This is a genomic window from Micromonospora sp. AMSO12t (assembly GCF_008806585.1).
Lineage (GTDB): Bacteria > Actinomycetota > Actinomycetes > Mycobacteriales > Micromonosporaceae > Micromonospora > Micromonospora reichwaldensis.
In genome coordinates, this window is the sequence record NZ_WAAS01000207.1 from 1 (window position 1) to 11,869 (window position 11,869).

Genomic DNA, 11,869 nt, shown 5'->3' on the forward strand with positions numbered 1-11,869 from the left:
GCCGGTCGTGCCTACCAGTCCGGCGGCTACGCCTACGCCAACGGCTCGAACCAGCGGATGGGCCTCTACAACACCTTCTACACCAGCACCCTCAAGCAAACCGGCCCCAACCACTGGGTGATCGGCTGCTGATCCCGCTCCCGACGCGCCGATCATGAAGTTGTCGTCACCCCGCCCCGCGCGGCGTGACGACAACTTCATGGTCGACCGGCTCAGGGGGCGGTGAGGGCCGCGTGCAGGGCGGTGGCCAGGGTGGGATGGCGGTAGGTGAAGCCGGCTCGGGTGAGCACGCCCGGGAGGACGCGGGTGCTGGTCAGCGCCTCGTGGGCGAAGCCGCCCAGCACCACCTTCAACGCCAGCGCCGGGATCGGGACGATCGCCGGCCGGCGCAGCTGCCGGGCCAGCTCCCGGGTGAACTCGGCGTTGGTCACCGGGGCCGGCCCGACCAGGTTGACCGGCCCCACCAGGTCGTCGCGGTCCAGCACGAACCGCGCGGCGTCCAGCCAGTCCGTCATGGAGATCCACGGCAGCCACTGCCGGCCGCTGCCGAGCCGCCCGGCGATGCCCAGCCGGAACGGCAGCAGCTGCGGTTTGAGCAGCCCGCCGTCGCGGTGCAGCGGCAGCCCGATGCGCAGCCGCACGACGCGTACGCCCGCGTCCTCGGCCGGCCGGGTCGCGGCCTCCCAGACCCGGCAGACGTCGGCCAGGAAGCCCTCGCCCGCCGGGGCGTCCTCCTCGACCGCCCGGTCGCCGGTGTTGCCGTACCAGCCGACCGCCGAGGAGTTCAGCAGTGTCCTCGGCCGGTCGGCTTCGGGCAGGCCGGCGATGGTGATCGCCAGCGTGGTGGTGGTGTCGACCCGGCTGGACCGGATCAGCTGCCGGTACCCGTCGTTCCACCGCTTGTCGCCCACGCCCGCGCCGGCCAGATTGACGACCGCGTCCGCCTCCGCCACCACCGCCGGGTCGAGCTGCGCGGCGGACGGGTTCCACTGCCGCTCGTCGGCGGTGCGCGGCGGCCGGCGGACCAGCCGGGTGACCTGGTGGCCTTCCGCCGTGAGCCGGTCGACCAGCCGGGTGCCGAGGAAGCCGGACGCGCCGGCCATGAGGATCCGCATGCTCCCATCTTCGGGTACGGACGGCGGATCGGATGCGCTGTGGCGGGCGCGCACCGTACCGGGGCGACGCCGCCGACCGGCCGGCCGGCGGCGTCGCGCCGGATCAGCAGCCGGCGGTACGCGTGTAGTTCTGCGTCCCGAAGTAGAGCGCCAGGTTGCCGCTGAAGCGCACCTTGATGTCGCTGCCGTTCAGGCGCTGCTCGTAGTGCAGGTGCGAGCCGGAGGAGCCGCCGCTGTTGCCCACGTACCCGATGGTGGTGCTGTAGCCGACGGACTGGCCGACCGAGACGTTGAATCCGCTGAGGTGGGCGTAGTAGGTGGTGTACCCGTTGCCGTGGTTGATCCGCACGTACCGGCCGTAGCTGGTGTCGCCGAGGTTGGCGACGACGTCCACCGTGCCCGGGGCGCTGGCCTTGACCGGATCGCCGTGGTCGTCGGTCCGGTTGAAGTCGATCGCGTACTGCGGGCTGTGGGCGGTGCGGGTCTGGCCGGACCACGTCTGGTTGCACGGGAAGGGCGTGCGGAACGACGGCGCGGCGGCGGCGGGCGACGCCGGCACCAGGAAGGCGGCGGTCGCCAGCAGGGCGACGCTGAGGGAACTCGTCAGGCGGGTACGCATCCGAACCTCCATGGTCATAACCTTCGATCTATCTGCCGGATGATGTCAGAAAGTTTCGATGACCGGAAGCGTCCCCGCCCCGATTGCCGTCGATGCGTCGCTCAGGCGGCGAGGCGGGCCAGCACCGGCGTGAGCGGGTCGAGTGCGTCCTCGCGTACGACGAAGCGGGTGACGCCCCAGCGGCGCCGGTGTGCGGCGACCGCCGCGACGATCTCGTCCTCGGTGCCGATGAGCACGAACGGCGTCGCGAGCAGCTCGGCGACGCTCAGCCCGATCCGTTCGGCGGTCGGCGCGGCGGCGGCCTCGGCGTCGTCGGTGACGACGACGTGCTGCACGAGCGATTCCAGCACCGGTGGCTCGGCCCGCCCTTCCGCCCCGGCGGCGACGCAGGCCAGTTGCGCCTCGATGTCCGCCTCGCGCCAGCGCACGTCGTGCCGGTGACCGTCAGGCAGCGTGCGCCCCAGGCCGGACAGCCCGACCACGTCGGCGTGCGCGCCGGCCCAGCGCAGCATCGCCGAGTTCGCCGTGCCGAGGGTGAACGGGATCCGCCGCTGCACCGGGCGCGGGGCCTCCAGCCGCGCGCCCCGCAGGACCAGGTCGGGGGAGTCGACGGTGACCTTTTCGCCGTCGAGCAGGGCGCGGACGGCCTCGGCCACGGCCAGGCAGCGGCGTACCCGCCCGGCGACGTCGGGGCGCTCCCGGCCGACCGCGCGCCACTCGGCGGGGGTGTGGCCGGCGCCGAGGCCGAACCGGGCCCGCCCGCCCGACAGCAGGTCGAGGGAGGCCACGTCCGAGGCGAGCAGCATCGGCTCGCGGACGCCGGCGTTGGAGACGTACGAGCCCAGGCCGATCGTCGAGGTCACCGCCGCCGCGGCGGCCAGCGAGACGAAGGGGGACGCCGCCGAACCCGGATGGTCGGCGGTGAACAGGGTGTCGAAGCCGGCTGCCTCGGCCCGCCGGGCCAGGTCCAGCCAGCCCGGGCCGTCGGACGGGACCGCCTGGAGAGAGAAGATCGCCATGCGCCCACCCTGCCGGGCCCGGGCCCGCCGACAAAGCCCGACCGCGGCGATTCTGCTACCGGCAGACCCGGGCCGGGCCGAACGCCGCGTGGACCCCGTGGTGCCGCCGGCGCGCTCGCCCGGGTACGGGTCAGTGGACCGGTCCAGGGTCACGGTCGAGCGGCGGGAGGGGCACCCCGAGGAGCCCCTCGGTGCTGCCGGCTGTCAGCGCGTTGAGCGCGCCGACGAGCTTCTTCTCCTCGTAGACGAAGTGCGTCTCGAGCAGCGCGGCGAGGGTGTCCAGCTCGGCCCGCACCTCGTGCGGCGGCGCGGTGGCGTCGGCCAGCTCCTCGACCCGGTGCAGGGCCTCGGCCACGATGTGATGGTCGGCCTCAAGCTCGCGCAGCACGGGGACCAGTTCGGGCACCTGCTCGGCCAGCACCCGGAACGCCCCGGCGTCCTCGCCGGTGTGGTGCCGGGTCAGCGCCGCGCAGAAGGCCAGGCAGTGGGTCCGCAGGTCCCTCGGCCGTACGCCGGGGTCGCCCACGCCGTCGCGCAGGCGGGCGAGCTCCTCGCGGAGCCAGAGGTGGATCTCGATCAGTTGGTTGCCGAAGGCCCGCAGGCGCTCGTCGGGAATGAACGGAGGCATGTGTTTCCCATGCGGTCCCGCGCCTCCATGCCCTCGGCGGTCTCCTTGCCGGGTGCACCGCGACGCTGTGGCCAGCCTACGACAGCAGGCGCGAGGCCACGTGCCCCGTCAGGGCCGACGGACGGGCCCGATGGTGACCACGGCGTAATCCTGACGAGCGTGCTACGAGGTGCTACCCGGCGCCGTGGGCCGAGGGATGACATCCGGGTGCTCCGGTGCCCAGGTGTCAGGTCGACGGCTCGTCCGGGGTGGGCTCGCGCCAGCGGGCGCGCCAGGCGGCCTCGTGCGCCTCGTGGGTGGTCTTCTCCTCGAAGACCATCTCGCGCAGGGCGCGCCGGGAGTCCGCCATGACCACCGCCTCGACGGCCACCAGCCCGACGCAGATCGTGGTGAGCAGGGCGAGGGCGGCCAGCCCCGGCAGCCGTTGGCCGACGGGAACGGTGGCGGCCAGGAGGAGCACGGCACCGACCCTGGTCCACGAGACGGTACGCAGGGTGCGCCACTGGAACAGCATGTTCGCGCACAGGTAGCAGGCGACCCCGCCGAACAGCAGCAGGACACCGGGGCCGATCGTGGGGTCCCCGACAGGCGTGTCCGGATCGGCGACCTGGTGCACGATCTCCTCCGCGCCGAGGGCGAACAGGATGATTCCGGCGATCATCGGCAGGTACATGTAGGCGTAGGCGTCGCGGGCCATCGAGACCCGGGGCCGGCCCTCGGCCGCGTGCAGGGCTATCCGGGCGGCCGGTGCGATCACGTCGTAGTGCGCCCACCAGAGCGCGGCCGTGAAGAAGATGCCGAGCACCGCCGCGGCGACCGCCGGCCACGTGGGCGGCTGGCCGAGCAGGTTGCTGCCGACGCCGACGGAGATGACCGACTCGCCCAGGGCGATGATCAGGATGAGGTCGTACCGCTCCGTCCAGTGCTCGGCGGAGGTCACCATCCAGCCCCAGGCGCCGGCGACCAGGCCCATGCCGTACTGGAGCAGGACGACGCTGACCCACAGGCCGTCGCGCAGCATCGCCGCCCGGTCCGGGTCCTCGATCTGGGGCGGGATCAGCGCGGCGGCCGTGAGCAGCATGGTGCTGATCGTGACCTCCGGGGAGTACTTCAGCAGCAGCCGCCGCTCCCCGGGTCTCTCCTGCGCGACGTGCCAGTACAGCGCCAGGTGCACACCCCTGATCACCACGTAGCTGAGCGCTACGACCATCGGCCCGGCGGCCACGTCGGTCGCGTCGCTGAACGCCTGGGGGAGGGAGAGCGCGAAGCAGAACAGCGCGGCCATGCCGATGACCATCAGCACGGGGACGAAGCCCTCACCGAGCCGGACCCGGGTGGCGACCACGCAGTGCACCACCCAGCACCACCAGAGCACGGCCAGCACGAGCATGGCGTGCACGAGCGACCAACCGGAGATGTTGGCGGCGGTGGTCCGGGTGATGATGAAGAACGAGAAGACGAAGACCAGGTCGAAGAAGACCTCGAACCGGTCGACCCGGGCGCCGGGGGCGATCGAGACGGCCGGTCCCAGCCGCTCGCGCCACCGGATGACACCCACCCAACCACTCTGGCAGCGCCCTGTCCCGGCCGGGCCGGAATCGCGCCAGCCCGGCGGCGCGCGGGCCGGGCGGCGGGCGAACCAGGCGACGGGCGGCCGGACGGCGGGTCGGTCGGGCGGCGGGGAACCAGACGGCGCGCAGGCCGGGCGGCCGGACGGCGAAAGGGCGCCCCGGTCGGTGACCGGGGCGCCCTTCGTGCCGTCGGGCGGGAACTACAGGCCGAGCTCGGCCTCGAAGTTGCCCGACTCCAGCCGCTCCTTGACCGCGACCAGGAAGCGGGCGGCGTCCGCGCCGTCGATCAGCCGGTGGTCGTACGACAGGGCCAGGTAGACCATCGACCGGACGGCGATGACCTCGCCCAGCTCCGGGTCGTTGACGACGACCGGACGCTTGACCACGGCACCCGTGCCGAGCATCGCCGACTGCGGCGACGGCACGATCGGGGTGTCGAAGAGGGCGCCCCGGCTGCCGGTGTTGGTCAGCGTGAAGGTCGCCCCGGCGATCTCGTCCGGGCTGATCTTGTTGGTCCGGGTGCGCTCGGCCAGGTCGGCGATCCGCTTGGCGATGCCACCCAGGTTCAGGTCGCCCGCGCCGTGGATCACCGGCACCATCAGGCCCCGCTCGGTGTCCACGGCGATGCCGAGGTTCTCCGAGTCCGGGTAGGTGATCGTGCCGGCGTCGAGGTCCATGCTGGCGTTGACGATCGGGTACGCCTGCAGCGCCTCGACCGCCGCGAGGGCGAAGAACGGCAGGAACGACAGCTTGACGCCGTGCCGCTGCTGGAACGACTCCTTGGCCTGCGCCCGCAGCTTGGCGACCTTGGTGACGTCCACCTCGACCACGGTGGTCAACTGCGCCATCTCGTGCAGCGACTGCTGCATCCGCTTGGCGATCGTCGCGCGGATCCGGGGGAGCTTCTCGGTGCTGCCGCGCTTGGCGCTCGGCTGCGGCTTGGCGGCCGGCTTGGCCGGGGCAGCCGCGGCGGGCTGCTGCGCCGGGGCCGGCGCGGCCTTGGCGGCCTTCGCCTTCTCCGCCGCCTCCAGCACGTCCTGCTTGCGGATCCGGCCACCGACGCCGGTGCCGTTGACCGAGGAGAGGTCGACGCCGTGCTCGCTGGCCAGCTTGCGCACCAGCGGGGTCACGTAGCCGGCGGCCTCCTCGCCGCCCTGGGCGGGCGCCGACGGGCGCTGCTGGGCCGGGGCCGACGGCACGGCCTTCTGCTCGGCCTGCGCGGGCTGCGCCGAGGTCTCGGCCTCCGCCGACGGCTCGTTGTACGACATGCCCGGGGTCGGCTCCTCAGCCTTGGGCTCCGGCTTGGCCTCGGCCTTCGGCTCGGGCTTCGGCTCGGGCTTGGCCTCCGCCTTGGGCTCGGGCTTCGGCTCCGGCTTCGCCTCGGCCGGGGCGGCGCCGGCGGCGCCGATCACGGCCAGGTCGGCGCCGACCGCGGCGGTCTCGTCCTCGGGAACCTTGATCTCCAGGACCGTGCCGGCCACCGGCGACGGGATCTCGGTGTCGACCTTGTCGGTGGAGACCTCCAGCAGGGGCTCGTCCACCTCGACGGTGTCGCCGACCTGCTTGAGCCAGCGGGTGACAGTGCCCTCGGTGACGCTCTCGCCCAGGGCCGGCATCTTGACCGGGGTGCCCTCGCCCGACGGCGCCGGCGCGGCCTGCGCCTGGGTCTCCGGCTCCTCGACGGCCGGCTGCTCCGCCTCGGCCTGCGGCTCCTCGGCGGCCTCGGCGGCCTCCTCGGCCGGCTCCTCCTGCTGCGGGGCGGTCTCGCCGCCGCCGGTGGACTCGCCCTCGCCCGCGATCACGGCCAGCTCGCTGCCGACCTCGGCGGTCTCGTCCTCGCCGACCACGATCCGGCTCAGCACGCCCGCCGCCGGGGACGGGATCTCGGTGTCGACCTTGTCGGTCGACACCTCGAGCAGGGGCTCGTCGACCTCGACGGTGTCGCCCTCCTGCTTGAGCCAGCGCGTGACGGTGCCCTCGGTGACGCTCTCACCGAGCCGGGGCATGGTGACCGATACCGGCATCTTCAAAGACTCCTTCATTCCCCTGGTGGGATCATCGCCCGTCGCCGGACGCCGCGGTTGTCGTGATCAGGCGTGTGCGTGCAGCGGCTTGCCGGCGAGCGCCAGGTGCGCCTCGCCCAGGGCCTCGTTCTGCGTCGGGTGGGCGTGCACGAGCTGCGCCACCTCGGCCGGGTACGCCTCCCAGTTGTAGATGAGCTGCGCCTCGCCGACCATCTCGCCGACCCGGGCGCCGACCATGTGCACGCCGACGACGGGGCCGTCCTCCACCCGGACGAGCTTGACGAAGCCGGCCGTCTTGAGGATCTGGCTCTTGCCGTTGCCGCCCAGGTTGTAGTTGTAGGTCTTGACCTTGTCGGCGCCGTACTGCTCCTTGGCCTTCGCCTCGGTCAGGCCGACCGACGCCAGCTCCGGGTCGGAGTAGGTGACGCGGGGGATGCCGACCTCGTCGATGACGGCCGGGTTCTGCCCGGCGATCTCCTCGGCGACGAAGATGCCCTGCTGGAAGCCCCGGTGGGCGAGCTGAAGGCCGGGCACGATGTCGCCGACGGCGTAGACGTTCGGCACGCTGGTGCGCAGCCGCTCGTCGGTCAGCACGTAGCCGCGGTCCATCTTGACGCCCTGCTCCTCGTAGCCGAGGTCGGCGGTGTTCGGGCCGCGGCCGACGGCGACCAGCAGCAGCTCCGCCTCGACGGTGTCACCGCCGGCGATGCTGACCTTGACGCCCTTGTCGGTCTTCTCGACCTTCTCGAACGGCTTGCCGACCTTGAAGTTGATCTTCCGCTTGCGGAACGCCCGCTCCAGCGCCTTCGAGGACTCCTCGTCCTCGGCCGCGACCAGCCGGGGGAGCGCCTCGACGATCGTGACGTCCACCCCGAAGGACTTCCACACGCTGGCGAACTCGACGCCGATCACGCCACCACCGAGCACGATCGCCGAGGCCGGGACCCGGTCGAGGGTGAGCGCGTGGTCGCTGGTGATGACCCGCTCGCCGTCGACCTCCAGGCCGGGCAGGCTCTTGGCGTACGAACCGGAGGCCAGCACGATGTTGCGGCCGGTGTAGCGCTTGCCGTCGACCTCGACGACGTTCTTGCCGACCAGCTTGCCGTGGCCCTCGACGATGGTGATCGACTTGTTGCCCTTGAGCATGCCCTGCAGGCCCTTGTAGAGCCGGGAGATCACGCCGTCCTTGTAGGCGTTGACCCCCGCCATGTCGATGCCGACCAGCTCGGCCTTCACGCCGAACTGCTCCGACTCGCGGGTCTGGTCGGCGATCTCGGCCGCGTGCAGCAGCGCCTTGGTCGGGATGCAACCGTTGTGCAGGCAGGTGCCGCCGAGCTTGCCCTTCTCGACCAGCGCGACCTTCAGGCCCAGCTGGACGGCGCGCAGGGCGGTCGCGTAGCCGCCGCTGCCACCTCCGAGGATGACGATGTCGAAGGTTGCGTCGTTCGGCTCGCTCACGTTCAACTCCCAGGTCGCGTCACTGCTTCGGGGGTCACGGCGGGGCAACAACGGGCACACCCCACCTCGGTCATCTTGTCACCACCGCCCGCCGCCCGCGTAGTGAGGTGCCCAACGACACGTCCGTGACACGTACGCTTGGCCCTGGCTTCGATGACGGACTGATGGGGAGACGCTCGGTGGGACTGTTCCGGCGACGCAAGAAGACGCGGGCGGTCAGCCTCGACCGGGCCGCCGACCGCGCCGATCTGGAGCACCTGGAGGGCTTCGTCCGCAGCCGGCGCGGGGTCGAGGCCTACATCGAGCCGCGGACCACCGTCACCGAGACCACGGTCATGCTGATCGCCGACGACGGGGAGTGGACCCGCCGCCGCATCGACGGCCCCGACGGCGCCCGCCGCTTCGCGTACCGGATGGGCATCCCGGTCTACGACGTGCGGCTGATGGGCTACCCGCAGCGGATGCGCGACTACAACGAGCGCCGCAAGCGCCGCCCCGAGCTGTATTGAGCCGGCGCCCGGCCGGGTGAGAACGCAAGGAGGGCCCCTCGTTCGACGAGGGGCCCTCCTTCGCGTACGTCAGCCGTTGGCGGCGACGTCCTCCACCAGCTGGACGAGCGTGCGGACCGGCACGCCCGTGCCGCCCTTGGTCCAGTAGCCGGTCGCCTCGCCCGAGTGGTAGCTCGGGCCCGCGATGTCGATGTGCGCCCAGTCGACGTCGGCGCTGACGAACTCCCGCAGGAACACCCCGCCCTGGAGCATGTGCCCCGCCCGGTCCATGCCGGCGTTGACCTGGGAGATGTCGGCGACGTCGGAGTCCATGCCCTTGCGTACGTCGTCCGGCAGCGGCATCGGCCAGGCCGGCTCGCCGACCGCGTCGCCGGCGGTGCGGACCCGCTCGCACAGCTCGGGGCTGCCCATCACGCCGGCGATCCGCTTGCCCAGCGCGACCACCTGCCCGCCCGTGAGGGTGGAGGTCTCGAAGAGGTAGTCGCAGCCGTCCTCGCAGGCCCGCGCCATCGCGTCGGCCAGGATCATCCGGCCCTCGGCGTCGGTGTTGAGCACCTCCACCTTCTTGCCGTTGTACATGCTGATCACGTCACCCGGCCGGTACGACCGCCCGGACGGCATGTTCTCCGCCATCGGCAGGTACGCCGTCACGGCCACCGACGGCTTGAGCGCGGCGACCGCCAGCATGGTCGCGGCCACCGCCGCGGCGCCTCCCATGTCGGACTTCATCTCCCACATGCCCTGCGCCGGCTTGATCGAGATGCCGCCGGTGTCGAAGGTGATGCCCTTGCCGACGAGCGCCACCCGCTTGCCGTTGCCACCGCCGGCCGGGGTGTAGGTCAGCTTCACCAGCCGCGGCGGGGCCTCCGAGCCCTGCCCGACGGCGATGATGCCGCCGTACCCGCCGGCGGCCAGGGCCGCCTCGTCGAGCACCTCGACCGTCAGGCCGGCCTCCCGGGCGGAGTCCGCCACCGAGTCGGCGAAGGACGGCGGGCGCAGCTCATTCGGGGCGGTGTTGACCCAGTCCCGGCTGCGCCGGACCGCGCCGCACACCACCTGGGCGCGGGCGATCTCGGCCTGGGCGCCGGCGTCACCGGCGTCCGGCACGGCGACCAGCACCTCGGCCACCGGCTCCCGCCGGGACGGCTGCGGCCGGGTCTTGTAGCCGGCGAAGCGGTAGCCGCCGAGCAGCGCGCCCTCCGCCACCGCGCGCAGCGCCGCAGGCGCGTCGGCGTCGTCCGGCAGCGGCAGCGCGAGCGCCACCCGCGGCGCGCCCGCGAGCGCCCGTACGGCCCCGCCGGCGGCCCGGCGCAGGGTCTCCGGGGCAGGGGCGGCGCCGGTCGGCTCCGGGCCGAGCCCGACGGCGGCGACCACCGGGGCGGTCACGGTGCCCAGCGTGGCCAGCTTGATCACCTCGCCGGGGGCGCCGGTCGCGCCGAGCAGGGCCAGCGTCTCGGTCAGCTTGCCGTCGAAGGCGGCGGCGATGCTCTCCGCGCCGCTGGCCAGCAGCAGGGTTCCGGCCAGGCCGGTGGTGGCGTCCTGCTCGCCGGTCTGGCTGTGCAGGCCGATCACGATCGCGTCGACGGCGAGCTCGGCGGGGTCGGTGTCGACCAGGCTCAGGGTGGTGCTGGGCGATGTCACTGAAGCTACTCCGGGCGGGCCGGGCCGGTCGCGTCGTCGCGTACCGGCGATGGAGGTCTCCGGCGGAACGTACCCGTCGGAGGTCGGGGCTGTCCCGTCGACGGCTCCGACGGGTCCCGCCGATGCTAACCAGCCGCCCAGCTCCCGGTAAGTTCCCACCCATGACCGACGTGACCTCCGACGCCGCCGCGACCCGGCTGCGCCGTTCCCCGCTGCACGAGCGGCACACCGCTCGCGGCGCCAAGTTCGCCCCGTTCGGTGGCTGGGAGATGCCGCTGGAGTACGCCGGGGGCGGGGTGCTGAAGGAACACACCTCGGTGCGGACCGGGGTGGGCGTGTTCGACGTCTCCCACCTGGGCAAGGCGCGGGTGACCGGGCCGGGCGCGGCGGAGTTCGTCAACGCCTGCCTCAGCAACGACCTGGGCCGGATCGGGCCGGGCCGGGCGCAGTACACCCTCTGCTGCGACGACGCCACCGGCGGCGTGGTGGACGACATCATCGCCTACCTGCACGCCGACGACCACGTCTTCCTCATCCCGAACGCCGCGAACACCGTCGAGGTGGTGCGCCGGCTGCGCGCCGCCGCCCCGGCGTCGGTCACGGTCACCGACGAGCACGAGGCGTACGCCGTCCTCGCCGTGCAGGGCCCGCGCTCGGCGGAGCTGCTCGGCGCGCTGGGCCTGCCGACCGGGCACAACTACATGAGCTTCTCCACGGCGACGCTCGACGGGGTCGAGCTGACCGTGTGCCGCACCGGCTACACCGGGGAGCTGGGCTACGAGCTGGTGGTGCCGGCGGCCGACGCGGTCGCGGTCTGGGACGCGCTCTTCGCGGCGGACGCCGACCTGCGCGCCTGCGGGCTGGCCGCCCGGGACACCCTGCGCACCGAGATGGGCTACCCGCTGCACGGTCAGGACCTGTCGCCGGAGATCACCCCGGTGCAGGGCCGCTCCGGCTGGGCGGTCGGCTGGGACAAGCCGGCCTTCTGGGGCCGCGACGCGCTGCTCGCGGAGAAGGCCGCCGGCCCGAGGCGTACGCTGCGCGGCCTGGAGGCGGTCGACCGGGCGATCCCGCGCCCCGGCATGACGGTGCACGTCGGCGACGCGGAGGTCGGCACGATCACCAGCGGCACGTTCTCGCCGACGAAGAAGCAGGGCGTCGCCCTCGCCCTCCTCGACACCGCCGCGAAGCTGATCGACGGCGACCTGGTAGAGGTGGACATCCGCGGCCGCCGCGCCCAGATGCGCGTCACCCGCCCCCCGTTCGTAACCCCCTCGGTGCGCTG

General features: G+C 73.0%; 10 protein-coding genes and 1 pseudogene. 3 read left to right on the top strand and 8 right to left on the bottom strand.

The window, feature by feature from the left end:
• Window positions 1-132, top strand: a pseudogene (locus tag F6X68_RS24230) (feruloyl esterase); the annotation flags it as partial.
• A gap of 80 nt (window positions 133-212) precedes the next feature.
• Here the strand turns inward: F6X68_RS24230 and F6X68_RS24235 are convergent.
• The 7 genes from F6X68_RS24235 to lpdA form a co-directional block, all read right to left on the bottom strand.
• Window positions 213-1,115, bottom strand: a complete 903-nt coding sequence (locus F6X68_RS24235; protein ID WP_151456442.1) for a TIGR01777 family oxidoreductase — start codon at window positions 1,113-1,115, stop codon at window positions 213-215.
• Between the two features lie 103 nt (window positions 1,116-1,218).
• The gene (locus tag F6X68_RS24240) at window positions 1,219-1,734 is read right to left on the bottom strand and encodes a M23 family metallopeptidase (RefSeq protein ID WP_151456451.1); all 516 of its coding nucleotides are present in this window, start codon (window positions 1,732-1,734) and stop codon (window positions 1,219-1,221) included.
• Between the two features lie 101 nt (window positions 1,735-1,835).
• Entirely contained in the window at window positions 1,836-2,753 is a 918-nt protein-coding gene (locus F6X68_RS24245; protein ID WP_151456443.1) for an LLM class flavin-dependent oxidoreductase, read from the bottom strand.
• 130 nt (window positions 2,754-2,883) lie between these two features.
• Window positions 2,884-3,381: a hemerythrin domain-containing protein gene (locus F6X68_RS24250; protein ID WP_151456444.1), complete on the bottom strand. Its 498-nt coding sequence runs from the start codon at window positions 3,379-3,381 to the stop codon at window positions 2,884-2,886.
• A 226-nt stretch (window positions 3,382-3,607) separates the two neighbouring features.
• Window positions 3,608-4,939, bottom strand: a complete 1,332-nt coding sequence (locus F6X68_RS24255) for a low temperature requirement protein A (RefSeq protein WP_151456445.1) — start codon at window positions 4,937-4,939, stop codon at window positions 3,608-3,610.
• Between the two features lie 213 nt (window positions 4,940-5,152).
• Window positions 5,153-6,976 (bottom strand): 2-oxoglutarate dehydrogenase, E2 component, dihydrolipoamide succinyltransferase, encoded by a 1,824-nt coding sequence (gene sucB, locus F6X68_RS24260; protein ID WP_151456446.1) that lies wholly within the window; start codon window positions 6,974-6,976, stop codon window positions 5,153-5,155.
• Between the two features lie 66 nt (window positions 6,977-7,042).
• Window positions 7,043-8,434 (bottom strand): dihydrolipoyl dehydrogenase, encoded by a 1,392-nt coding sequence (gene lpdA, locus F6X68_RS24265; RefSeq protein WP_151456447.1) that lies wholly within the window; start codon window positions 8,432-8,434, stop codon window positions 7,043-7,045.
• 179 nt (window positions 8,435-8,613) lie between these two features.
• On the opposite strand from lpdA, the gene F6X68_RS24270 reads away from it, so the two are divergent.
• Window positions 8,614-8,943: a hypothetical protein gene (locus F6X68_RS24270; RefSeq protein ID WP_151456448.1), complete on the top strand. Its 330-nt coding sequence runs from the start codon at window positions 8,614-8,616 to the stop codon at window positions 8,941-8,943.
• Between the two features lie 69 nt (window positions 8,944-9,012).
• Here F6X68_RS24270 and F6X68_RS24275 read toward each other — a convergent pair whose 3' ends face one another.
• The gene (locus tag F6X68_RS24275) at window positions 9,013-10,584 is read right to left on the bottom strand and encodes a leucyl aminopeptidase (RefSeq protein ID WP_151456449.1); all 1,572 of its coding nucleotides are present in this window, start codon (window positions 10,582-10,584) and stop codon (window positions 9,013-9,015) included.
• Window positions 10,585-10,745: 161 nt separating this feature from the next.
• Between F6X68_RS24275 and gcvT the strand changes: the two genes are divergently transcribed.
• A partial coding sequence (gene gcvT, locus F6X68_RS24280; protein WP_151456450.1) for a glycine cleavage system aminomethyltransferase GcvT occupies window positions 10,746-11,869 on the top strand: 1,124 nt, incomplete at its 3' end.

Bases quoted from the DNA above. Each gene is read 5' to 3' on its own strand.
- F6X68_RS24235 (WP_151456442.1), bottom strand. From the start codon at position 1,115: ATGCGGATCCTCATGGCCGGCGCGTCCGGCTTCCTCGGCACCCGGCTG.
- F6X68_RS24240 (WP_151456451.1), bottom strand. From the start codon at position 1,734: ATGCGTACCCGCCTGACGAGTTCCCTCAGCGTCGCCCTGCTGGCGACC.
- F6X68_RS24245 (WP_151456443.1), bottom strand. From the start codon at position 2,753: ATGGCGATCTTCTCTCTCCAGGCGGTCCCGTCCGACGGCCCGGGCTGG.
- F6X68_RS24250 (WP_151456444.1), bottom strand. From the start codon at position 3,381: ATGCCTCCGTTCATTCCCGACGAGCGCCTGCGGGCCTTCGGCAACCAA.
- sucB (WP_151456446.1), bottom strand. From the start codon at position 6,976: ATGCCGGTATCGGTCACCATGCCCCGGCTCGGTGAGAGCGTCACCGAG.